Genomic DNA, 23,448 nt, shown 5'->3' with positions numbered 1-23,448 from the left:
CGCCCCCCCCCCCCGCGGCCGTTCGATTCCCGTCAGGAGCGAGGAGAGGCCCGGTCATGGACCGGGCCTCGACGAGCGGATGACGGGAATCGAACCCGCGCTATCAGCTTGGGAAGCTGAAGTTCTGCCATTGAACTACATCCGCGCAGCCGGCTGACCGGCTGCCGACCAGTGTACGCGACGGCGACCGGGTGTCAGCCGCGGTAGGGGTGCGCGACGAGCCCCTGGTGCTCGGTGTGCTTCTGCAGCCAGCCCTGCACGAACGTGCACTGCGGCACGATCTTGCGCTCCGCCTGCCGCGCGTCCTGCATCGCGAACCCCGCGAGCCGGCTGCCCACGCCGTGGCCGCCGAACTCCTCCCCGACCACGGTGTGCTGCAGCACGCGATTGCCATCCTCATCGTCTGCATACGAGAGCACCCCGGCCAGCCGGCCGTCGATGTGCGCCTCGTAGCGGCTGCGGTCGGTGTCGTCGCCCACGACGACCATCTGCTCGTCGTGCTGTGCCTGCTCGGTCATGCGACCCATCCAACCCCGAAGGGCCGGAGGCGACAAGGGTTCAGCGCGCTTCGGTCGCCGCAGCCGGGTCGGCGTCGGCCGGCGTCAGGGTGTCGTGCAGGTGCACCGGCTCGACCTCCTTGCCGCGGCGCTTCGCCTTGTTGCGCGCGTAGGCGAGGTTCAGCACCTCGACGAGCACCGCGAACACCATCGGTCCGTAGATGAAGGCCTTCTCGATGTGGAAGCCGAAGCCCTCGGCGATCAGGAACGCGCCGATCAGCAGCAGGAACGACAGTGCCAGCATCTTCACCGTCGGGTGGCGGTTCACGAACGCGAAGATGTACTTCGCCGCGAACAGCAGGAGTCCGAACGACAGCACGACCGCGGCGATGATCACGAGCATGTTGCTCGTCATGCCGACGGCGGTGATGACCGAGTCGAGCGAGAACACCAGGTCCATGAGCAGGATCTGCGTGAGGACGGCGCCGAACGTCGCCTTCACCGCGCTGGAGGCATGCTCCTCCTCGCCCTCGAGCTTCAGGTGGATCTCATGCACGGCCTTGTAGATGAGGAAGCCGCCGCCGCCGATGAGGATCAGCTCACGGCCCGAGAACCCCATCCCGAAGACGGTGAAGAGGTCGTTGTTGAGCGTGATGATCCAGCCGGCGAGCAGCACCAGGCCGATGCGCATCACCATCGCGAGCGTGAGGCCGAGGTTGCGGGCCTTCGCCTGCTGCTCGGGCGGCAGCTTCGCGGCGAGGATCGAGATGAAGATGACGTTGTCGACGCCCAGCACGATCTCGAGCACGAAGAGCGTGAGGAAGATCGCGATGAGATCGGGCGTGAATTCGAAAGAGAAGTCCATGGTTGCGTCCAAGCCTAGACAACTGCGGTGGCCAGCACCTGGAAGCCGCGCTGCGCGGCGACCGCACGGCCGCCGCGCATCGCCGCTGCGTCAGCGGGCGAGTGCCCCAGCCAGCCAGGAGCGCTCGTCTCCGGTCCAGCGGTTCACCCCGACGTCGCGCCGCGCCGTCTCGGCGTGCATCCGGGCGAACGCGGGCACGAAGACGCGGTTGATCTGGTCAAGCCGGTCCTGCTCCTCCCGGATGCGGCCGGCGACCGCGAGGAACTCGGCGATCACCGCATCCTCGTCGATGAGGGTCAGGCGACCGTGCTCGACGGTGACGACGCCATCGACCATGACCCGCACGATCGAGGACCCGTTCTCGCTGTAGACGAGGTGGTTCTCGAGCGTGTTGCGGGGCAGGAACGCGAGCGTGCTCGTGTCGAACATCGTGAGGTCGGCTCGCTTGCCGACTTCTAGCGAGCCGACCGCGTGGTCGAGCACGGCCGAGCGGGCGCCGCCGATCGTCGCCGCCGTGAGCACCTCGTCGACCGTCGGCCAGGCGTCGAAGTCGGGCTCCGTCACCTTGTGCAGCAGCGCGGCCATCTTCATGACCTCCATGAGCCGCGGGGTGTCGCTCGACGAGCAGCCGTCCGTGCCCAGTCCGAGGTTGACCCCGTGGCGGTGGTAGTCGCGCCACGGCAGGATGCCCGACCCCAGCTTGAGGTTTGAGATCGCGTTGTGCGACACCGAGACCTGCTTCGCCGCGATGCGCGCGATGTCGTCGTCATCCACCCAGATGCCGTGCGCGAACGTGGTGCTGCGCGACAGCGCGCCGATCTCGTCGAGGTGCTGCACGAGCGAGCGGCCGTAGAGCTCCGGGCCCGTGACCGCCTGCGTCTTCGTCTCGAGCACATGGATGTGCATCTCGGCGTCGAACTCCTGGGCGAGGGCGTTGGCACCCACGAGCAGGTCGTCGGTGCAGCGCTGCGGACCAGAGGGCGCCACCATGTAGCGCAGCCGGCCGTCGGCCCGGCCGTGGTGCGCCGCGAACGCCTGCCGCGAGAAGTCGAGGTACTCGGACGCCGTGAGCACCTGCTGGGCCCGCACCTGCCGCACGACGTCGTCCGGCAGCCAGTCGACGACGAACGGCAGCGTGTCGACGAACGGACGGTTGATGATGTGGCCCGAGACGTTGGCGCGGATGCCGATCGCCTCGTACGCGTCGACGACCGCCGCCAGCTGCGCCGCATCCTGGCCCGGCGTCTCGAGCACATCGTCGACGAGCGTCGTCACGCCGTTCTTCATCGACTCCATCGCGAACATCAGGGTGCGCAGCCGGATGACGTCGGGGGTGAGCGGCGAGCCGCCGAGGATCGGGTACGACAGCAGCATCCACAGCTCGAGCGGCAGGTTGTCGTAGCGGCCCTTGTAGAGGTACTCCCACGAGTGGGTGTGCGCATTCACGAAGCCGGGCGTGATCAGCAGCGCCGACGCATCCATCACCTCGTCCCCCGGCTGCGCCTCGAGGGCGGGCGCGATCGCGACGATCGTGCCGTCGGCGATCCGGATGTCGCGGCGCACCGCGCGCGACCCGGTCGACGCATCCATCGTGATGACGTCGCCGCCGCGGATGAGCGTGCCCATCAGGCGGCCGTTTCGGTCGCGACGGGCTTGCGGACGGCGCGGGCGATGGCGTTGGCGACGGGCACCGCGAGGATGGCCACGATGATGCCCTGCAGCGCGGGGCTGCCGATGCCGGTGAGCGATCCGAAGAACGCCGCGGCGGTGCCGGCGAAGTAGGCGGCGATGCCGGGCCACTGGAACGCGGGCACCGTGCCGAGGTGGGTGCCGGGATCCCGCAGCCGCCACGTGAACAGGAACGTGCCGATCACCGCGCCGCCGAGCGGCGGGATCACGGTGCCGAGCAGCACGAGGAAGCCGGTCATCGCATCCGCAGCGTTCGTGACCGCGAGGGCGATGCCGATCACGACGCCGCCGATGATGAAGGGGCGCTTGTTCGCGACACCGAAGAGCTCGGCACCCGCGACGCCGAAGGCGTAGGCCGCGTTGTCGTTCGTCGTCCAGAGGTTGAAGACCAGCATGAAGACCGCGAGCAGTGCCAGCCCGAGACCGAGCAGCAGGTTGGTGAAGTCGGGCTCGGCGAACGCGATCGCGCCGATCCCGCCGAAGAACAGCAGGCCGAACTCGATCAGCACGACGACGCCGAGGCACGTGAGGAACGCGGTTCCCGCCTTCTTCGAGAAGCGAGTCCAGTTGCCGATCTGCGTGCCACCGGAGATGAAGGTGCCGATCATCATGGTGAGCGCCATCCCGGGTGCGATGGAGGCATCGCCCTCGGTGGCCCACAGGTTGGCCCAGCCGCCGACCTCACCGACCGAGAGCCCCATCACCCAGAAGCAGAGTCCGAGCATGAGCGGCACCGACACCCACGAGAGGATCTCGATGCCCTTGAAGCCCCAGTAGGCAGTCGTCGCCATCAGCAGGCCGCCTAAGACGGCCAGCGGCCACGTGACGTCCCAGCCGAGCGCGGTCGCGAGCAGGTTCGCGAAGATGCCGACCGTGATGCCGTACCAGCCGATCTGCGTGCCGCCGAGCACGATCGACGCCCACTTGCCGCCGATGCGGCCCAGGACGAGGCGGGCGAGCAGCACGGTCGACAGGCCCGTGCGGGCGCTCACGGCGCCGAGCGTGGCGACGTAGAGCGCGAGCACGATCGAGGCGACGATCGCGATGCCGACGAAGCCGGCGAAGCCGAAGGCACCGGCGACGGCGCCGCCGGTGACCATGGTGGGCGTGAAGAAGAGGAAGCCTGCGACGACGACGAGCACGCCGAACCAGCCCTGGCGGGCGGAGAGCGGCACGCGCGTCAACGGGTAGTCGGTGTCGATGCGCACGGGCTGCGCATCGTTCGGCTCGGGGACGATCGCCTCGGGCCTGCTGGCGGTGGTGGTCATGGGGTGCTCCTTCCGGGAGTGCCCCCATCGCACCGCCCTCGCGTCACGATCGTGTTTCGGCGGCGCGAAGTGTGGTGCACCGGACGCCGTCCGGCACGACGGGGTGGAGGCGGCTCCACCGAGCTGCAACGGCCCGGAAACGTCCGTGACACGGTGGAGCAATAGCGTCGCCGACATGGACGCCCCGGCCACCGCATCCGCTCGCATCGCGGTCGCGGACGCGCTCGCCTGGGACGGCATCGACCTGCGGCTCGTCGGCAGCCGGGTGGGGCTCGACCGCGGCATCCGCTGGGCGATCACGACCGAGCTGCTCGATCCGAGCCCCTACCTGCAGGGCGGCGAGCTCGTGCTGACGACCGGGATGTCGCTGCGCACCCCCCGCGACTGCACGGCCTTCGTCGCCGCGATCGCGCCAACCGGTCCGGCGGCGGTGGGCTTCGCGATCGGCGCGGGGGCAGACGCCGTGCCCGATGCGCTGGTCGCGGCGGCGAACCGCGCTGGCCTGGCGGTGCTCGTCGTGCCGCCCTCGGTCGCGTTCGTCGCGATCACCGAGCGGATCGCCGCCGAGAGAGCGCGCTTCGACGCCATGGTGAGTGAGCGGCACTCGGTCGGCGCGCTCATCGACGCAGTCCGCCGCGGGCTCGCGAGCGCCGCGGTGCTCCTGCCGCTGCTGGAGGCCGTGGGCGGCGAGGAGTGGTCGGTCACCGCGAGCCGCGCCGAGGTCGTGCCCGAACGCGGCGCGACGCTCGTCGGCACGGTCGGGGATCTCACCATCGCGATCCTGCGGCCCTACGACCTCGAGCAGGCGCTCGCATCGGCCGGCGGCGCAGCGGGGTGGAGCGGACCGGCCGATGTGCGCGGCCTCGTCGGAGCGATCCGTGAGGCGATCGTGGCGCACCGGCTCGGCCTCCGCAGCGGCGCGGTGACCGGCCCGCGCGAGCTCGCATCATGGGAGGGGCTGCTGCAGCGCCTCACCGACGAGCAGCTCGCTCCCTTCCGCTCGCACGTGCTGGCGCCGCTCGCGGCCTACGACCAGCGGCACCACGCGCGGCTGATCGAGACGATCGAGGCGTTCGTCGCCCATGACGCATCGGTGCAGGCGACCGCGGCCGCGCTGTTCGTGCACGCGAACACCGTGCGCAAGCGGCTCGCGCGGGTGCAGGCCGTGGCCGGGCTCGACGCGTTCGTCGCCGCCGATCGCATCGCGCTCGCGATCGCGCTCGCGAGCAGGCGGTGAGCATCACGGCACTCGGTGCAGCCACTCCTGCGTGTCGAACTTGGTGCGGATGCGCTCGGTCGCGGTCGCGATCTCGGCGTCGGTGAGCGCGCCGTCGGTGCCGCCGTAGAGCTTGCGGAAGGTGCCCTTCAGCGCCTCCTGCACGTCGGCCTTCGGCATGCCGGTCTGCGACTTCAGCGGATCGACGCGCTTCTTCGCGCTCGTGGTGCCCTTGTCGCTCAGCTTCTCCTTGCCGATGCGCAGCACCTCGGTCATCTTGTCGGCGTCGATGTCGTAGGACATGGTCGCGTGGTGCAGCACCGCGCCCGACGCGAGCCGCTTCTGCGCCGCGCCGCCGATCTTGCCCTTGGCCGAGGTGATGTCGTTGAGCGGCGCGTAGAACGCGTCGATGCCGAGCCCCTTGAGCGCCTCGATGACCCACGCATCCAGGAACGCGTAGGAGTCCTGGAAGCTCATGCCCGACACCAGGTCGCCCGGCACGTAGAGCGAGTAGGTGATCGCGTTGTCGGGCTCGGAGAACATCGCTCCGCCGCCGGTGATGCGGCGGATCACCGGGATGCCGTGGCGCTCGGCCGCGTCGGGCTCGACCTCGTTCTTGAACGACTGGAAGGAGCCGAGGTAGACGGCCGGGCCCGAGAGGTTCCAGAAGCGCAGGGTGGGGCCGCGGCGGCCGGCGGCCACCTCCTCGGTGAGCACCTCGTCGAGCGCGACGTGCAGCAGCGGCAGCCTCGGCTGGTCGTCGATGATCGTCCAGGCGTAGTCGCTGAACGAGCTCGCGTGCTGCAGCGCCCGGCGGATCGCGACGCCCACCGACTCGGGCGTGAACCCCAGCAGCACCGCATCGGCGGGGAGGCCCGCCTTGATCGCCTGCCCGATCTCGACGGCGGATGCGGTGACCGGCAGACCGTTCACAGCCGCGTCGATCGCGCCCAGCGCCTCGTCGGGCTCGAGGAAGAAGTCGCCCGCCAGGCGGAAGCCGTCGATGCGGCCGTCGCGCTCGTCGAGGTCGACGACCACGAGCTTCCCGCCGGGGACCTTGTACTCGCCGTGCATGGCTCCAGCCTACGGCCGCGGACGCGGGCGGGACCGGTTCGCGCCAGCCGGACCCGTTGCCGCAGCGCGGACCCCCTTCCACCGACGGCGACCCGGTGCACCAGGTCGGATTCGGCGGAAGGGGTCCGCGTGTCAGGCGCGGCGCACGAGCCCGTCGTGCTCGCGGGCGAGCAGGGCGAGCGCCACCGCACCGGCGAGCAGGCCGACGTCGCGCAGGGCCACGTCGAAGTAGCCCGGCAGCGTCAGCAGGTTGACGATGATGCCGAAGAGCCAGGCCGCCACGAGCCAGCCGCCCCATCGCGGCCGGATGGCGACGAGCAGGCCGGCGAGGATCTCGACGATGCCGATGCCCCACATGGCGAACTGGGCATCGCCGGGCACCAGGAAGTCGATCCAGGGCGCGAGGTACTGCGTCCAGTCGGTGAGCAGGTTGGTGAACTTGTCGAGCCCGAACACGATGGGCGCGACCGTGAACGCCGAACGGAGCAGCACGAAGGCCCAAGCCGACGGGCTGCGGGTGCTGCGGGCACCGCCGGTGCCGCGGGTGCTGCGCGCGGTGGTGGGCGACTGCGTCGTGGCCATGGCACCGCTCCTCTCTCTCAGGATCCGAGCGGTCGGCGTCCGTGTCGACCGCGATCGAGTCATCTTCTATCGGGTACTTGGCTGCACGATAGACCGGGCGTACTCTAGCGTCAAGATCCTCGACCGAAAGAGATCCGGAGGCACCGATGCCCAGCGACGACGACGCGACAGCGATCGGCGCGATCGCCGACGAGGCCCGGCGCCAGCTCTACCGCTACGTCGTCGCGCAGCGCGAGCCCGTCGGGCGCGAGCAGGCGGCCGAGGCCCTCGGCATGCCGGTGCACCGCGCGCGCTTCCACCTCGAGCGGCTCGAGCAGGCGGGGCTGCTCGAGACCGACTACGCGCGGCCCGACGGCCGCTCGGGCCCCGGCGCCGGCCGCCCCGCGAAGCGCTACCGCCGCGCCGACCGCGAGATCGCCGTCGCCCTGCCGCCCCGCGAGTACGACCTGGCGGGCTCGCTGCTGGCGACCGCAATCGACACGGCGGCTGCAACAGGCGAGCCCGTGGCGGATGCGGTCGCCCGCGTCGCCGCCGGCCGGGGCCGCGAGCTCGGCGCCGCCGCGGACGCCGCCGACGACCCCCTCGCAGCCGCGGCAGCCGTGCTCGCCGAGCACGGCTACGAGCCGCACCGCACCGAGCGCGGCATCGAACTGGCGAACTGCCCGTTCCACCAGCTGTCGCGCAGCCACACCCGCCTCGTGTGCGGCATGAACGAGGCCCTGCTGACGGGCGTGACGGACGTCGTCGCGCCCGGTCGGCTGCGCGCGCGACTCGACCCGGCACCCGGACGGTGCTGCGTCGTCATCGAACCCGACGCATCCGCCCCCTGAGCTCAGGCGGCGACGAGCCGCTCGTCGAACCAGGCGACCAGGTCGTCGAGCACCTTGGCCCGGTTGATCTCGTTGTAGATCTCGTGGCGCGCGCCCGGGTAGACGGTGACGGTGACGTCGGTGAGACCCTTGCGGCGGTAGGCGTCGGCGAGCCGGCGCAGCGACTTCGGACCGCCCATCGAGTCGTCGGACCCGCCCGCGAGGAGGATGGGGATCGGCGGCTGGATGCGCGCCGGCACGCCGTAGAGCCGCAGCCCGTCGGCGACCCCGAACAGCGGCAGCACCCTGGCGGGGAACGTCAGCGGATCCTCGACGAACGCCTCGATCACGGCCGGGTCGCGTGAGAGCCACTCGTAGCCGGTGTCGCCCAAATGCGCGTGGCGCGCGTTCAGGTCGCCGGGATTCATGAATCCGGGCATGCGATAGGCGGTGCCGCTCAGCACGGCCGCGTCGACCAGCTCGCTGCGCTCGTTGAGGAGGATCTGCGTCGACAGCGATCCCCACGAGTGGCCGATGATGCCGACGGGCAGCCCGGGGTGATCGGCGCGGATGCGCTTCAGCGCGTTCACGAGGTCGCCCACGACCGCGCGCATGCCGCCGGGCCCCAGCCTGCCGAGCTGCGAGACGTCGCCGCCGTGCTGCTCGACGCCGGTCGCGCCGTGGCCGCGCTGATCGATCGCCCAGACGGCGTAGCCGGCCTGCACCAGCCGCTGCGCGACGTGCTCGTACCGCAGCGCGTGCTCGCCGAGTCCGTGCGCGATGAGCACGACGGCCTTGGGCTTGCCGGGCTTCCACCGGTAGAGATGCACGGTGACGCCCTGGAGGTCGACGAAGGTCGACTCCTCGCGAATGGCGGTGAACTGGGGCACAGGCGGATTCTACGGGCGCGCGCGCCGGGCGGTCGCATCCGCGCTCGCGTCAGCCGAGCGCGCCCCGCACGGCGACCGCGATGGGCGGGCGGGGGTCGGATGCGTCGTGACGGGCGATGCGATGGAGGATCAGTCCCTCGCACACCGCCATGAGCGCCGCCGCGGCGGGCTCGGGCTCCGGCGCGCCCAGCGCCTCGAGCGCGGCGACCGTCGCGGCCACGTAGCCGGCGCGCGAGGCGCTCAGCTGCGCGCGGAGCGCCGGGTCGTGGGCCGCCTCGAGCAAGAGCACGTGCCGAGCGGTGGTGATCGTGCGCGCGGGGCCCGTGACGGCCTCGACGAGACCGGCGAGCACATCGACGAGCTCCGAGGGCGTCGCGGCGCTCAGCGAGCGCACCTGCGGCAGCTCGGCGGCGACGATGGCGTCGGCAGCGCCCGCCAGCAGCGCCGCCCGCGTGCGGAAGTGATTGGAGGTCGAGCCCTCGGCCAGCCCCGCGCGCTCGTCGACCCGGCGATGCGTGAGCGCGCGGGCGCCCTCCGTGCCGAGCAGTTCGAGGGCCGCTGCCGCGATGCGGTCGCGCGCGCTGGTCATCGTGCAGCCCCCTGCGGGTCGGGGTGCGTTGCACCCGTGGACGGATCACTACGATCGTAGTAGCGTTTCGCCATGAAGCTCACGAGCTCCGCGCCCATGCCGCAGGTGGCAGGCGTGACACACCACCGGATCGCCGTCGGCGATCTCGACATGCACGTCGCCGAGGCGGGCGCCGGCACGCCCGTCGTGCTGCTGCACGGCTCCCCGCAGCACTGGTACGAGTGGCAGCGGGTGGTGCCGGCGCTCAGCGTCGACCACCGCCTGCTCATGCCCGACCTGCGCGGCGCGGGCTGGACGGACGGGCCCGGCTCCGGCTTCGACCTCGACACGCAGGTGCACGACGTGCTCGGCCTGCTCGACGCCATGGGGCTCGATCGACCGGTGCTCGTGACCCACGACTACAGCGCGATCATCGGCTGGCGGATCGCGTTCGACCACGCTGAGCGGATCGCGGGCCTCGTCGCGCTCGGCGCCGGCCACCCGTGGCTCCGACCCACGCTCGCGATGCTGCCCATGGTGCCGAAGCTGTGGTTCCAGCCGGTGCTCGCGGTCCCCGGCCTCGGACCCCTGGCGGCCCGTTCCGGCCGGCAGGGCACCGTGCGGTACATGCTCGATTGGCCGGAGCCCACATTCGACGAGGCGGAGCGGCAGGCCTACCTCGCGGTCTGGCGCGAGCCCCAGCACGCGCGCGGGCTGTCGGGCATCTACCGCCGGCTGATCCTGCCGGCGATGGCACGGCTCAGCCGCGGCGAGTACGACGGCCGGCACCTGTCGGTGCCGACCCGCGCCGTGCTCGCCGGCAAGGATCCGGTCGTCACCGAGCAGACGCTCGGCCGGTGGCGGGGCACCGCCGACGACCTGCGCATCTCGACCGCCGCCGGGGCTGGGCACTACATCGCCGGCGACCGGCCCGACGCGGTGGCCGCGGCCGTGCGGGAGCTCACCGCCGTGCGCTGAGCGGGTGCCGTGCGCTGCGCCGACGCCGAGCCGCCGACCGGCGCTGCGTGCCCCGAGCTCGCGTCAGCCCAGCCGCTTCGCCAGGTGACGGCCGGTGAGCGAGTCGCCCGGATCAGCCGCGAGCGCCGCCGGAGTGCCCTCGAAGACGATCGTGCCGCCCTGCGCGCCGGCGCCGGGGCCGAGGTCGATGAGCCAGTCGGCGCGCGACACCACGTCGAGGTTGTGCTCGATCACGATCACCGTGCGGCCGGCGTCGACGATGCGGTCGAGCAGCCCGACGAGGTTGTCGACATCGGCCATGTGCAGCCCCGTGGTCGGCTCGTCGAGCACGATCACGTCGGCCGTCGTGCCCATCTCGATCGCCAGCTTCAGCCGCTGCCGCTCGCCGCCCGAGAGCGTCGTGAGCGTCTGCCCGAGGCGGATGTAGCCGAGCCCGACATCGACGAGCCGGCCCAGCATCGGCACGACCTGCTTCTCGGTGAAGAACGCCGCGGCCTCCTCGACCGACATGTCGAGCACGTCGCCGATCGACTTGCCGCGCAGCTGGTACTCCAGCACCTCGGCGGTGAAGCGGCGCCCGCCGCACAGCTCGCACGGCGTCGTCACGCCCGCCATGAACGCGAGATCGGAATAGATGACGCCGAGCCCCTTGCACTCTGGGCAGGCGCCCTCGGAGTTCGCCGAGAAGAGCGCCGGCTTCACCTTGTTGGCGGTGGCGAAGGCCTTGCGGATGGGTTCGAGGATGCCCGTGTAGGTGGCCGGGTTCGATCGCCGCGAGCCCTTGATCTGGCTCTGGTCGACGAAGGTCACGCTCTCGCGCGGCAGCGAGCCGTGGATCAGCGACGACTTGCCCGACCCCGCGACTCCCGTGACGGCCACGAGCACGCCCGTGGGCACATCCGCATCGACGCCCTTGAGGTTGTGCGTGCTCGCGCCCCGGATCTCGAGCCGGCCGCGCGGCTCGCGCACGCTCTCCTTGATCTGCTGGCGGTGCTCGAGGTGGTCGCCCGTGCGGGTGCCGGAGACCCGCAGGTCGCGGAAGCTGCCCTCGAACACGACCGTGCCGCCGTGGACGCCGGCGCCCGGGCCCATGTCGACGACGTGATCGGCGATGGCCATCACCTCGGGCTTGTGCTCGACGACGAGCACCGTGTTGCCCTTGTCGCGCAGCCGCGACAGCAGCCCGTTCATGCGCTCGACGTCGTGCGGGTGCAGGCCGGCGGTCGGCTCGTCGAAGACGTAGGTGACGTCGGTGAGCGCGGAGCCCATGTGGCGCACCATCTTGGTGCGCTGCGACTCGCCGCCCGAGAGCGACCCGGCCGGCCGGTCGAGCGAGAGGTAGCCGAGCCCGATCGCGTCGAAGGTCTCGAGCAGGTCGACGAGCTTCGCGCGCAGCGGCGCCGTTGCAGCGCCGCCGGCGTCGGGCGGGATCGCGGCGACGAACGCCGCCAGGTCGGTCAGCTGCATCGCGGTCGCCTCGGCGATGGTGCGCCCCTGCACCTGCACCTCGCGGGCGGCGGCGTTCAGGCGCGAGCCGCCGCACTCGGGGCACGCCTCGAAGGTGGCGGCGCGCTCGACCACGGCGCGCAGGGTCGGCTTCATCGCGTCGACATCCTTCACGAACACCGACTTGCGCAGCTTCGGAATGAGCCCCTCGTAGGTCATGTTGAAGCCGGCGAAGTTGACCTTCCGCTCCTCGCCGTGGAGGAAGGTGTGCAGCTCGTCGGCCGTGTAGTCGGCGACCTTCTTGTCGGGGTCGAGCAGGCCCGACTCGGCGTAGATCTTCCAGTACCAGGTGTTGACCGTGTAGTTCGGGAAGTCGATCGCTCCCTCGTTGAGCGATTTCGAGCGGTCGACGATCACGTCGACGTCGATCGTCGACACGCGACCCAGCCCCTCGCACGCCAGGCACATGCCCCGCGGGTCGTTGAACGAGAACATCACCGACGACTCGAGGCGCGGCTCGCCCACCCTCGACCACAGGACCCGCAGCATCGTGTACGCATCCGTCGCCGTGCCGACCGTCGAGCGCGAGTTCGCGCCCATCTGGTCCTGCCCCACGAGGATCGCCGCGGTCAGCCCCTCGAGGCTGTCGGCGTCGGGCTGCGGCGCCGGCGGCATGAAGCCCTGCACGAACGCCTCGTACGTCTCGTCGATGAGCCGGCGCGACTCGGCGGCGATGGTGCCGAACACCAGGCTCGACTTGCCCGAGCCCGAGACGCCGGTGAAGACGGTCAGCTGCCGCTTCGGGATGTCGAGGTCGACGTTCCGCAGGTTGTTCTCGCGCGCGCCGCGCACGCTGATCCGCTCAGTCACGCGATCACGGTAGCGGCCGCCACCCACGTTGATACTGGTAACGCTCGTCGGCCGTGTGGGCATCGTGGCGGATCTGCAGCGGCACGGTGAGCACGTCGTTGACGATCCGCTTCGCCCGCGACCGCAGCCGGCTCGTGCTCGTGGACTCCGCGACCGCCACCAGCTCGTCGACGACGCGGGCGCGCTCTGCCGGCGCGACCTCGGTGTCGAGCCGCAGCGGCCGGGTCTCCGCCTCGATGATGCGCAGATGGGCGGTGGTGATGCGGCCAGCCGTCGCCGACTCATGCGCGGCGGTCAGCTCTGTGACGAACGTCCACGCCTCCGTCAACCGCTGCACAATCCCGCCACCGGTCAATCCCAGCTCGACCGCGGCCATAATCGCCAGCTCCTTAACCTTCGGGCCAGCGTCGCCCGCCATGTCGATGACCCGCTGCATGTGGGCGGCCAGCAGCGCCCGCCGCTCGCCCTCCATCCGCGCGGTCTGCGTCTCGATCGCCCGCAGGCGCGCGACGAACTCGGTGTCGAGCCGCAGCCGCTCCTCGAGCGCCGACAGCGGCGCAGACGGCAGCGGCGGCAGCTGCGCGCCCGCCTCCACCTCGTCGTCGGTCATCGCCAGGATTCGACGGGTCAGCTCGACATCGAAGTCATCGAGCGACGCCTCCAGCTCATCCGCCGACTGCCCGAACGGATCGACCGCGCCAGCGCGGATCGCGGCGATGTAGTCCTCGCCGTCGAGCCCGAAACCGTCCATGCAGGCATTGCATCATGGGCCACTGACATCGCTTCGGGGCTGTGGAGAACCGGTGCGGCAGGGGTTTCGATACGCGCGCGCCAGCGGCGCGAGCTACTCGACCAACGGAGGAGGCGCGAGTTACTCGACCAGCGGAGGGGAGGGTCTCGACACGCGCGCGCAGAGACGCGGGCTTTTCGACCAACGGAGGGGAGGGTCTCGATGCGCGCGCGCCAGAGGCGCGAGCTACTCGACCAACGGAGCGGAGGGTCGCGAGGTGCAGCAGGCGGCGCGGCAGTCAGTGCTGCTTCGGCCTGCTGCCGCCCGCGAGCACCGAGTGCAGCAGTGGCAGCGCCGAGGCGACCATCAGCACCGTGCTCAGCACCGGGTCGTCCGCGCGCACCAGCGCGCCCGCGATGAGCAGTCCGGCGAAGAGCATCGCCGAGATGATCCGGGCGCCGGTGCGCTCGAGCCGGGCGATGCGGCGCTCGAGCGCGGGCGCGGTGACGGCGAGGCGACCCTCCTCCGCCTGCGTGACCAGCGCATCCAACCGCCTCGGCAGCCGGGCGATCAGCTTCGCGTTCGCGACCACCTCGTCGGCGACGGCCTTCGCCACGCCGCTCCGCTCGTCGCGCAGCAGGCGGCCCGCGTAGGGCTCGACCGCCTCCCACACGTTGAAGCGCGGATCGAGCCCGCTGCACATGCCCGAGGTGAGCGACATGGCGCGGATGACGAGCAGGAAGTGCTCGGGCAGCTGGAAGGGCAGCGAGCGCATCAGGTCGCCGAACTCGTTCGCGAAGTCGCGGAACTCGCGCTCGTCGACCTCGCGCAGCTCGGCGAAGCCCATGCCGCCGAAGCGCCCGAACGCGTGCGTCATCGCCCGCTCGAGCTCGCGCGTGTCGGCCGACGGCAGCAGCGCGCCCACCTCGCGGATGGCGTCGACCAGCCCCTTGCCGTCGCGGGCGGCCGTCGCGATGAGCAGCGTCCGCAGCCCCCGCCGGGTGCTCTCGGGCACCTCGCCCATCATCCCGAAGTCGACGAACGTGAGGCGCCAGCGCAGGCCCTGCGACGCATCCGCCACCGGAGTGACGAACAGGTTGCCCGGGTGCGGGTCGGCGTGGAAGTAGCCGTGGGCGAAGAGCTGATCGAACATCACCCTGGCGAACTCGTTCGCGACCTCCGACGGGTCGATGCCTGCGGCGCGCAGCGCATCGACGTCGTTGATCTTGATCGCGGTGACGTCCTCGAGCGTCAGCACCTTGCGGGTGGTGCGCTCCCAGACGACGTCGGGCACCTGCACGCGCGGATTGTCGGCGAAGTCGGCGGCGAAGCGCTCGGCGTTGCCGGCCTCGTGCAGGTAGTCGATCTCCTCGAGGCACGTGATCGCGAACTCCTCGACGAGCGCCGGCATGTCGACCCGGTTCGAGACCAGGCGCACCCGGCTCATCCAGCCGCCCACCTTCCGCAGCGCCGCCAGGTCGACCGCGACGATCTGATCGATGCCGGGCCGCTGCACCTTCACGATCGCGTCGACGATGCCCGTCTGCTGGGTGTCGAGCGCGACCAGCCGCACGCGGTGCGCCTGGCCGAGCGAGGCGGCGGCGACCGGCGTCTCGTCGACCCAGGCGTAGGCGCGGTCGAGCGGCATGCCGAGCTCGCGCTCGATCGCGGCGGCGATCCGTGCGAACGGCACCGCCGGCGCCTCGTCCTGCAGCCCCTCGAGCTCCTTCGTGATCTCGGGCGGCAGCACGTCGAGCCGCGACGACATGAACTGCCCGACCTTGATCATCAGCCCGCCGAGGTCGACGGCGAGGGCGTGGAAGCGCCGTGCGAGCCGCTGCAGCCGCGCGCCGCGCGTGCGCGCCGAGATGCCGGCCAGCCCGATGCGCGGCAGCAGGATCTCGAACCACCACATCGACACCAGCTGCCGGGCGGCGAAGCGCAGGATCCGGCGGTAGCGGGCGCGCGTGCTTCCGTCGTCGGGCATCGGCTCTCCTTGTGCCCGACGTGCGGCTGGCACGCGGGTCAGTCCTGAGCGAGGATCGAGTAGAGCCTACGGCGCGCGTCGTCGAGCACGCTCACCGCCTGCTGCACCTGCTCGGGGCTGCCGGTGCGGTGCACCTGCGCCGCGGCCTGAGCGAGGTCGAAGCCCGCCTTCGGCAGCGCGCCGTGGCCGGTGCCCTGCTCCCCCGCGCCCGGCCAGCCCGTGGCCATCCAGGGCGCCGGTCGCTCGGCCGCCTCGTCGGCGACGGCCCGGCCCGCCTCGGTCAGCGAGTAGGTCTTGCGACCGCCCGCCTCCTCGGCGCTGATGAGGCCCTCGTCGGCCAGCAGCTGCAGCGTCGGGTACACCGAGCCTGCGCTCGGCTTCCACGCGCCGCCGCTGCGGTCGACGATCTCCTGGATGATCTGGTAGCCGTGCATCGGCTGCTCGGCCAGCAGCGCGAGCACTGCCGCGCGCACGTCGCCGCGCCCCATGCGCGAGCCGCCGCGCTTCTCGAAGGCGGCGCGGAACTGGTCCATCGCCTCCCACATGCCGCCGGGCTGGCCCATGCCGAAGCCTCGCGGTCCCGAGCCGAATCCCGGCCCGCCGAACGATCCATGCATGATGCGCTCCTTCGTCCTCGGCGTGCATCGCCGATGCCTGGACGATATATCGTCGAGCGGCTGAGCGATAGGGGGCGGATGCCTTCCAACCGGTTCGGTGCCACAGGTCGCGGCTGTCGCTGTGCGCCACCCCTGCGTAGGGTGTAGGCCGACCCCGAACGAGGAGACTCCCCCGTGTCAGACGTTGCATTCCAGCTGTTGGCGATCGCGATCTACTTCGCAGCCATGATCGCGATCGGCATCTACGCCGCCCGCAAGACCAAGAGCCACGAGGACTACATGCTCGCCGGCCGCGACCTGAACCCGTTCACCGCGGCACTGTCTGCCGGCGCCTCCGACATGTCGGGCTGGCTGCTGATGGGCCTTCCCGGCGCCATCTTCGCCGCCGGTCTCATCGAGGCGTGGATCGCGATCGGCCTCACGATCGGCGCCTACCTGAACTGGAAGCTCGTGGCCCCGCGCCTGCGCGCCTACACCGAGGTGGCGAAGAACTCCATCACGATCCCGAGCTTCTTCGAGAACCGCCTGCGTGACCGCACCCGCCTGCTGCGGGTCGCATCCGCCGTCATCATCCTGGTGTTCTTCACGTTCTACGTCTCCTCCGGCATGGTCGCCGGCGGCCTCTTCTTCGAGTCGTCGTTCGAGATCGACTACATCTGGGGCATGGTGCTCGTCGGCGGCGTCACGCTGCTCTACACGCTCTTCGGCGGCTTCCTCGGCGCCTCGCTCACCGACGTCGTGCAGGGCCTGATGATGCTGCTCGCGCTCATCCTCGTGCCGGTGCTCGCCTTCTTCACCGTCGGCGGCCTCGAGGGCGTGCAGAACGGCATCGACGCCTCCGGCGCCGAGCTCACCGGCCTCATCCCGGCCGACCTCGACGGGCTGGTGATCCTCGGCATCGTCTCGTCGCTCGCGTGGGGCCTCGGCTACGTCGGCCAGCCGCACATCATCGTGCGCTTCATGGCGCTGAGGACGGTCGAGAGCGCCCGCACCGCCCGCCGCATCGGCATGAGCTGGATGATCATCACCCTCGTCGGCGCCGTGCTCTCCGGCCTCATCGGCATCGCCTACGTGCAGCAGCAGGGCATCACGCTGGTCTCGAGCGAGACGGTCGTGCTGGCGATGTCGCAGGCGCTGCTGCACCCGTTCGTCGCCGGCCTGGTGCTCGCGGCGGTCGTCGCCGCCATCATGTCGACCCTCTCGAGCCAGCTGATCGTCACCTCGTCGGCGCTCGTCGAGGACCTCTACCAGGCGTTCGCCCGCAAGGCGCCGTCGCAGACCGTGCTCGTGGTGCTCGGCCGCGTCTGCGTGCTGGTGGTCGCCGTGGTCGCCGGCATCATGGCGCTCGACCGCTCCGGCACGATCCTGGGGCTGGTCGGCTTCGCCTGGGCCGGGTTCGGCGCCGCCTTCGGCCCGATCGTGGTGCTGAGCCTCTTCTGGCGCCGCCTGACCGCGATGGGCGCGCTCGCCGGCATGATCGTGGGCGCCGCGACCGTCTTCCTCTGGGACGCCATCGAGCAGTGGACGCAGATCCCGTTCTTCACGCTCTACGAGATCCTGCCCGGCTTCCTGCTCAACCTGCTCGTCGCCGTGGTCGTCAGCATGCTGACCCACAAGCACGACGAGGAGGTCGACGAGGAGTTCACCCGCACCGGCAAGATCGTCACCCTGGGCGCCGCCTCGCAGGGCACCGCCTCGCAGGGCGCCGCCTCGCAGGGCACCTCGGAGCCCGGCCACGTCAGCGCAGCGGCGGCCGCCGACCGCAACCAGCTGCCCTGACGACCGCCTGATCGACGTCTGCTCGACACCCCGCGTTCGCCTGCCGACGCGGGGTGTCGCGCTAGCCTGAAGGGTCGTGGCGCCGCCGAGCGCGCCACCGTGGTGCGGGGGCGTGTGTGAGCGAGACGACAGCAGGGGTCCTGAGCCGCGGGCACCTGGCGCCGCCGCCCCGCACGCTGCTGGACGTGCTGCGCGACAGCGTGCTCTCGAACCCCGACGGCGATGCGATCGAGGACGCCAAGGGGGCGCTCAGCTACCGCGAGCTGATGGCCGCGGTCGTGCGCACCGCCGCGCGCCTGGCGGCCGAGGGCGTGCGCCGCGGCGACCGAGTCGGGGTGCGGATGCCGTCGGGCACGCGGGAGCTGTACATCGCGATCCTCGGCATCATGGCCGCCGGTGCCGCCTACGTGCCCGTCGACGCCGACGATCCCGAGGAGCGCGCGCAGCTCGTCTTCGGCGAGGCAGGCGTGCGCGGCGTCATCACCGGCCACGGGCAGTACACGCCGTCGGATCCCAGTTCGAATGCCAGTGCGGATCTTCGTGCGGACCACGGTGCGGATGCCAACGCAGACCCCAGTGCGGATGCGTCGCTCGCCGTCGCGCAGACGGCGCTGTTCGAGGGCGCCCCGGCACACCCGAGCACGGCCGGCCTGCCCATCCCCACGCTGCCCACGCCCGACGACGACGCCTGGGTCATCTTCACCTCCGGCTCGACCGGCACCCCGAAGGGCGTCGCCGTCAGCCACCGCTCGGCTGCCGCCTTTGTCGACGCCGAGGCGCGCATCTTCCTGCAGGAGGAGCCGATCGGCCCGGGCGACCGCGTGCTCGCGGGCCTGTCGGTGGCGTTCGACGCGTCGTGCGAGGAGATGTGGCTCGCGTGGGGCCACGGCGCCTGTCTCGTGCCGGCGCCCCGCTCGCTCGTGCGCAGCGGCATGGATCTCGGGCCCTGGCTGACGCTGCGCGGCATCACGATCGTCTCGACCGTGCCAACGCTCGCGGCCCTGTGGCCGGCGTCGTCGCTCGAGAACGTGCGCATGCTGATCTTCGGCGGCGAGGCGTGCCCGCCCGAGCTCGTCGAGCGGCTGGCGACCGACGGCCGCGAGGTGTGGAACACCTACGGTCCCACCGAGGCCACCGTCGTCGCCTGCGCGGCGCTGCTCGTGCCCGGCGAGCCGGTGCGCATCGGCCTGCCGCTCGACGGCTGGGATCTCGCCGTCGTCGACGAGGCCGGCGACCCGGTCGAGGAGGGCGGCGTCGGCGAGCTGATCATCGGCGGCGTGGGCCTCGCCCACTACCTCGACCCGGCGAAGGACGCCGAGAAGTACGCGCCGCTCCCCTCGCTCGGCTGGGAGCGCGCTTACCGCTCGGGCGACCTGGTGCGCTTCGACCGCGACGGGCTGTTCTTCAACGGCCGCGCCGACGACCAGGTGAAGGTCGGCGGCCGCCGCATCGAGCTGGGCGAGATCGAGGCGGCACTGAACGGCCTGCCGGGCGTCAACGCCGCCGCGGTCGTGGTGCAGCGCACCGAGGCCGGCAACCAGGTGCTCGTCGGCTACGTGGGCTGCGACGTCGCCGCCTTCGACCGACAGGCCGCGAACGAGCGGCTGCGCGACGAGCTGCCCGCTGCGATCGTGCCGCTGCTGGCGCCCATGTCCGAGCTGCCCACCCGTGTCTCCGGCAAGGTCGACAAGAAGGCGCTGCCCTGGCCGCTCGCCGACGCCGGCTTCGAGGCTGCCGACGACGACCCCGAGCTGGCGCTGCTCGCCGCCGACTGGCAGGCGGTGCTCGGCGTGCCCGCCACCGACGAGGACGCCGACTTCTTCGCCCTCGGCGGCGGCTCGCTCGCCGCCGCCCAGCTCGTGACCCGCATCCGCCGCCGCTCCCCCGAGTTCACGGTCGCCGACATCTACGCCTACCCGCGGCTCGCGACCATGGCCGAGGAGCTCGCCGCCCGTGCCGGCGGCGTCGACGCCGAGCCGCCCTCGACGCACGAGGTCGTGCGCACCCCGCGGCAGATGCAGTGGGTGCAGACGCTGCTGGGCGTGCCGCTGTTCATCCTGAGCGGCATGCGCTGGCTGCTCGCCGCGCTCACCGCCACCACCCTGCTGCAGCTGCTGCCCGGCTTCGAGGCGCTGCCGACCGCGAACCCGTGGCTGCTGGTGGCGGGGCTGGCGATCTTCGCGACCCCGTTCGGCCGCATGGCGATCGCCGTCGTCGCCGCGCGCCTGCTGCTGCGCGGCGTGCGCGCCGGCGACCACCCGCGCGGCGGCAGCGTGCACCTGCGGCTGTGGCTCGCCGAGCAGGTCGCGCAGCAGGCCGGCGCTGCCAGCCTCGCCGGCGCCCCCTGGGTGACGCTCTACGCCCGCGCGCTCGGCGCGCAGATCGCCGACGACGTCGACCTCCACTCGGTGCCGCCCGTCACCGGCATGCTGCGGGTCGGCAGGGGCGCGTCGATCGAGCCCGAGGTCGACCTCACCGGCTACTGGATCGACGGCGACGTCGTGCGCATCGGCGCGATCCGCATCGGCGCCCGCAGCTCGGTCGGCGCCCGCTCGACGCTCGCCCCCGGCACCCGCATCGGCAAGGACGTGCGCGTCATGCCGGGCTCCGCCGTCTTCGGCCGCGTGCGCTCCGGCGAGCGCTGGGCCGGCTCGCCCGCCCGGCGCGTCGGCGCCGCGAAGCCATGGTGGGATGCGGTGCGTCCGGTCCGCAGCACCGGATGGAGCTGGGTCTACGGGCTGTCCGCGATCGCGCTCTCGAGCATCCCCCTCGTCGCATCCCTCGCCGGCGGCTGGGTGGTGGCCACAGCCATCCGCAGCGCCGACGACCTCGGCGAGGTCGCGCTCGGCATGCTCGCGGCCGTCGTCCCCGCGACGCTCGTGGCCGGCGTCGTGCTGACCGGGCTCATCCTCCTCGCCGTCCGGCTGCTGGCGATCGGCATGACCGAGGGCACGTTCGGCGTGCACAGCGCCAACGGCTGGCGGGTGTGGGCGACCGAGCGCGTGCTCGATCTCGCGCGCACGATCCTCTTCCCCATCTACGCATCCCTCTTCACGCCCGTCTGGCTGCGGCTGCTCGGCGCCCGCGTCGGCCGTGACGCCGAGGTGTCGACGGTGCTGCTGGTGCCCAAGATGACCACCGTGCACACCGGCGCGTTCCTCGCCGACGACACGCTCGTCGCCGGCTACGAGCTCGGCGGAGGCTGGGTGCGCATCGCCCACGCCGAGATCGGCGAGCGGGCGTTCCTCGGCAACTCGGGCATGGCCGGCGCCGGCCACCGGATCCCCAACGACTCGCTCGTCGCCGTGCTCTCCGCCGCGCCGCGGAAGTCGAAGAAGGGCTCGTCGTGGCTCGGGTCGCCGCCCGTGCGGCTGCGCCGCACGCCGGTCGAGGTCGACGACTCGCGCACCTACAGCCCGCCGCTGCACCTGCGCGCGGCGCGCATGCTGTGGGAGCTGACCCGCATCGTGCCGGTCTTCGTCACGGTCGCGATCGGCCTCGGCGTGCTGCTCACCCTGCTGTGGATCGTGCAGGCGTGGGGCGGCGTGGCCGCCGTGCTGCTGAGCGGCATCGTGATGCTGGCCGCCGGCGCGGTCGCCGCCGTCGTCAGCACGATCGCGAAGTGGGCGCTGATCGGCCGCATCCGCGTCGGCGAGCATCCGCTGTGGTCGTCGTTCGTGTGGCGCAGCGAGGTGGCCGACACCTTCACCGAGATGGTCGCCGCGCCCTGGTTCGCCCAGTCTGCCGCCGGCACCCCGGCGCTCGTCTGGTGGCTGCGCAGCCTGGGCGCGAAGATCGGCCACGGCGTCTGGATCGAGAGCTACTGGCTGCCGGAGGCCGACCTCGTGACGCTGGGGGACGCATCCGTCGTCAACCGCGGCTGCGTCGTGCAGACCCACCTCTTCCACGACCGCATCATGTCGATCGACGTGGTCTCCCTCGAGCGCGGCGCGACCCTCGGGCCGCAGAGCGTGATCCTGCCCGCCGCGAGCATCGGCGAGCACGCGACCGTCGGCCCCGCGTCGCTCGTCATGCGGGGCGAGCTGGTGCCCGACCGCAGCCGCTGGAGCGGCAACCCCATCGGGCCGTGGCGCGAGGTGACCTTCGCCGACTACCACGCGGTGATCGGCGAATGAGCCCGAGCGGCAAGGCGGCGCGGCGCGCGGCGGCGGCCGGTGATGTCGCGGGCGGCGGCGCCGCGAAGGACGCCGGCGCGGTGCAGAGCCCCGGCAGTCGGGCGGCGCGCGGCACCCCGCGCCAGGTCGTCGACCCCTACACGCCCGCAGCCGGCGACGCCCGCTGGAGCGCCACGCACTACGACCTCGACGTCGACTACCGCATGGCCACCAACCGGCTCGACGGCGTGGCCCGCATCACCGGCCGGGCCCACGTCGACCTCAGCGCGATCGAGCTCGACCTCGTCGGGCTGCGCGCGAGCCGCGTGACGCTCGACGGCGTGCGCGTGCCGCACGTCGCGCGCGGCGGCAAGCTGGTGGTGCAGCCGGCGGCCCCGCTGCCGGCCGGCTCGGCGTTCGCCCTCGAGGTGGTGTACGCCGGGGCGCCCAAGCCCCGCCGCACGGCGTGGGGCCTGGTCGGCTGGGAGGAGCTCGAGGACGGGGTGATCGTGGCGTCGCAGCCGACCGGCGCCCCCACGTGGTTCCCCTGCAACGACCGGCCCGCGAACAAGGCGACCTACCGCATCCGCATCACGACCGAGCAGATCTACCGGGTCGTCGCGACCGGCGCGCTCGTCGACGAGCAGACCAGGTCGGGGCGCACGAGCAGCACCTTCGCGTGCGCCACGCCCGCCGCCACCTACCTGATCTCGGTGCAGATCGGCCACTACGTGCGGAGGGTCCACGCGGGCGGCGACGTGCCCGTCGCGATCGTCTACCCGCCCGCCCTCGAGCAGCGGGTGCAGGCCGATCTCGACCGGCTGCCCGAGATGGTCGCGCTGTTCTCGGAGCGGTTCGGGCCCTACCCGTTCCCCGACTACACGGTGGTCGTGACCGCCGACGACCTCGAGATTCCGCTCGAGTCGCAGGGCGCGGCGGTCTTCGGCGCCAACCTCATCGACGGGCACGGCAGCGAGGAGCGGCTGGTCGCGCACGAGCTCGCCCACCAGTGGTTCGGCAACAGCGTCGGCGTCGAGTCGTGGCAGCACATCTGGCTCAACGAGGGGCTCGCCTGCTACGCAGAGTGGATGTGGTCGGAGGCGGCCGGGCGCGAGAGCGCCGACGCGCTGGCGCGCGCGTTCCACAAGCGGCTGGCCGGGCTGCCGCAGGACATCGTGCTGGGCGATCCGGGGGCGGCCCTGATGTTCGACGACCGCATCTACAAGCGCGGCGCGCTGCTCGTGCACGCGCTGCGGCTGACGATCGGCGAGCGGCGCTTCTGGGCGCTGCTGCACGAGTGGACGGCGAAGCACGCGTTCGCGACGGTCACGACCGACGACTTCTGCGAGCTCGCCGCGCGTATCGGGCAGCAGCCGCTCGACGCGCTGTTCGACGCGTGGCTGGTGCAGACGGCGCTGCCGCCGCTGCCCGGCGACGGCAAGGCGAAGCGGAAGGGCTGACGCGGCGC

Annotated in this window: 18 protein-coding genes and 1 tRNA gene; 6 read left to right on the top strand and 13 right to left on the bottom strand. The window is 71.9% G+C overall.

Going from position 1 to position 23,448, the window contains the following annotated elements; translation table 11 throughout:
- Nucleotides 1-74 precede the first annotated feature (74 nt).
- The 5 genes from Q9250_RS02050 to Q9250_RS02030 all read right to left on the bottom strand — a co-directional run bounded on the left by Q9250_RS02050 (nucleotide 75) and on the right by Q9250_RS02030 (nucleotide 4,319).
- A tRNA-Gly gene (locus Q9250_RS02050) sits at nucleotides 75-145 on the bottom strand.
- A 49-nt stretch (nucleotides 146-194) separates the two neighbouring features.
- Entirely contained in the window at nucleotides 195-518 is a 324-nt protein-coding gene (locus Q9250_RS02045) for a GNAT family N-acetyltransferase (protein ID WP_306232914.1), read from the bottom strand.
- A 40-nt stretch (nucleotides 519-558) separates the two neighbouring features.
- Entirely contained in the window at nucleotides 559-1,362 is an 804-nt protein-coding gene (locus Q9250_RS02040) for a TerC family protein (protein WP_306232913.1), read from the bottom strand.
- A gap of 90 nt (nucleotides 1,363-1,452) precedes the next feature.
- A complete protein-coding gene (locus tag Q9250_RS02035) occupies nucleotides 1,453-2,988 on the bottom strand; it encodes an amidohydrolase family protein (RefSeq protein WP_306232912.1) in 1,536 nt (511 codons plus the stop codon).
- Nucleotides 2,988-4,319 (bottom strand): cytosine permease, encoded by a 1,332-nt coding sequence (locus Q9250_RS02030; RefSeq protein ID WP_306232911.1) that lies wholly within the window; start codon nucleotides 4,317-4,319, stop codon nucleotides 2,988-2,990. Before Q9250_RS02030 ends, Q9250_RS02035 begins: the two co-directional genes overlap by 1 nt.
- A 175-nt stretch (nucleotides 4,320-4,494) precedes the next feature.
- Here Q9250_RS02030 and Q9250_RS02025 point away from each other — a divergent pair, with 175 nt between their 5' ends.
- Complete coding sequence (locus tag Q9250_RS02025; RefSeq protein WP_306232910.1) at nucleotides 4,495-5,556, top strand: PucR family transcriptional regulator; 1,062 nt, start codon at nucleotides 4,495-4,497, stop codon at nucleotides 5,554-5,556.
- A 3-nt stretch (nucleotides 5,557-5,559) separates the two neighbouring features.
- Here the strand turns inward: Q9250_RS02025 and Q9250_RS02020 are convergent, their stop codons facing one another.
- The gene (locus Q9250_RS02020; RefSeq protein ID WP_306232909.1) at nucleotides 5,560-6,609 is read right to left on the bottom strand and encodes a lipoate-protein ligase LplAB; all 1,050 of its coding nucleotides are present in this window, start codon (nucleotides 6,607-6,609) and stop codon (nucleotides 5,560-5,562) included.
- 132 nt (nucleotides 6,610-6,741) lie between these two features.
- Nucleotides 6,742-7,191 carry a hypothetical protein gene (locus Q9250_RS02015; protein ID WP_306232908.1) on the bottom strand — a complete coding sequence of 150 codons (450 nt, stop codon included), beginning with the start codon at nucleotides 7,189-7,191 and terminating at the stop codon, nucleotides 6,742-6,744.
- Between the two features lie 146 nt (nucleotides 7,192-7,337).
- Here Q9250_RS02015 and Q9250_RS02010 point away from each other — a divergent pair, with 146 nt between their 5' ends.
- Nucleotides 7,338-8,021 (top strand): helix-turn-helix transcriptional regulator, encoded by a 684-nt coding sequence (locus Q9250_RS02010; protein WP_306232907.1) that lies wholly within the window; start codon nucleotides 7,338-7,340, stop codon nucleotides 8,019-8,021.
- A 2-nt stretch (nucleotides 8,022-8,023) separates the two neighbouring features.
- Here the strand turns inward: Q9250_RS02010 and Q9250_RS02005 are convergent, their stop codons facing one another.
- Both Q9250_RS02005 and Q9250_RS02000 read right to left on the bottom strand, forming a co-directional pair.
- Complete coding sequence (locus Q9250_RS02005; RefSeq protein ID WP_306232906.1) at nucleotides 8,024-8,890, bottom strand: alpha/beta hydrolase; 867 nt, start codon at nucleotides 8,888-8,890, stop codon at nucleotides 8,024-8,026.
- A gap of 49 nt (nucleotides 8,891-8,939) precedes the next feature.
- Nucleotides 8,940-9,479: a TetR/AcrR family transcriptional regulator gene (locus Q9250_RS02000; RefSeq protein ID WP_306232905.1), complete on the bottom strand. Its 540-nt coding sequence runs from the start codon at nucleotides 9,477-9,479 to the stop codon at nucleotides 8,940-8,942.
- A 72-nt stretch (nucleotides 9,480-9,551) separates the two neighbouring features.
- Between Q9250_RS02000 and Q9250_RS01995 the strand changes: the two genes are divergently transcribed.
- A complete protein-coding gene (locus tag Q9250_RS01995) occupies nucleotides 9,552-10,436 on the top strand; it encodes an alpha/beta fold hydrolase (protein ID WP_306232904.1) in 885 nt (294 codons plus the stop codon).
- A gap of 63 nt (nucleotides 10,437-10,499) precedes the next feature.
- On the opposite strand, the gene Q9250_RS01990 is transcribed toward Q9250_RS01995, so the two are convergent.
- The 4 genes from Q9250_RS01990 to Q9250_RS01975 all read right to left on the bottom strand — a co-directional run bounded on the left by Q9250_RS01990 (nucleotide 10,500) and on the right by Q9250_RS01975 (nucleotide 16,086).
- Nucleotides 10,500-12,815, bottom strand: coding sequence for an ATP-binding cassette domain-containing protein (locus Q9250_RS01990; protein ID WP_422665063.1), 2,316 nt, complete (start codon nucleotides 12,813-12,815; stop codon nucleotides 10,500-10,502).
- Nucleotides 12,757-13,503 carry a hypothetical protein gene (locus Q9250_RS01985; protein WP_306232902.1) on the bottom strand — a complete coding sequence of 249 codons (747 nt, stop codon included), beginning with the start codon at nucleotides 13,501-13,503 and terminating at the stop codon, nucleotides 12,757-12,759. Before Q9250_RS01985 ends, Q9250_RS01990 begins: the two co-directional genes overlap by 59 nt.
- A 277-nt stretch (nucleotides 13,504-13,780) precedes the next feature.
- Entirely contained in the window at nucleotides 13,781-15,469 is a 1,689-nt protein-coding gene (locus Q9250_RS01980; protein ID WP_306232901.1) for an ABC1 kinase family protein, read from the bottom strand.
- Nucleotides 15,470-15,507: 38 nt separating this feature from the next.
- On the bottom strand, nucleotides 15,508-16,086 hold the full coding sequence (locus tag Q9250_RS01975; RefSeq protein ID WP_306232900.1) for a PadR family transcriptional regulator: 579 nt from the start codon (nucleotides 16,084-16,086) through the stop codon (nucleotides 15,508-15,510).
- Between the two features lie 174 nt (nucleotides 16,087-16,260).
- Here Q9250_RS01975 and putP point away from each other — a divergent pair, with 174 nt between their 5' ends.
- The 3 genes from putP (at nucleotide 16,261) to Q9250_RS01960 (ending at nucleotide 23,440) form a co-directional block, all read left to right on the top strand.
- The gene (gene putP, locus Q9250_RS01970) at nucleotides 16,261-17,865 is read left to right on the top strand and encodes a sodium/proline symporter PutP (RefSeq protein WP_306232899.1); all 1,605 of its coding nucleotides are present in this window, start codon (nucleotides 16,261-16,263) and stop codon (nucleotides 17,863-17,865) included.
- A gap of 116 nt (nucleotides 17,866-17,981) precedes the next feature.
- Entirely contained in the window at nucleotides 17,982-22,001 is a 4,020-nt protein-coding gene (locus tag Q9250_RS01965) for a Pls/PosA family non-ribosomal peptide synthetase (protein ID WP_306232898.1), read from the top strand.
- Entirely contained in the window at nucleotides 21,998-23,440 is a 1,443-nt protein-coding gene (locus Q9250_RS01960; protein ID WP_306232897.1) for a M1 family metallopeptidase, read from the top strand. Before Q9250_RS01965 ends, Q9250_RS01960 begins: the two co-directional genes overlap by 4 nt.
- The last annotated feature ends 8 nt before the right edge of the window (nucleotides 23,441-23,448 follow it).

Origin of the sequence: Agrococcus beijingensis, assembly GCF_030758955.1 — a bacterium.
GTDB lineage: Bacteria > Actinomycetota > Actinomycetes > Actinomycetales > Microbacteriaceae > Agrococcus > Agrococcus beijingensis.
Note: the sequence above shows the minus strand (reverse complement) of the source record. Positions and strands in the feature narration are given on the sequence as shown.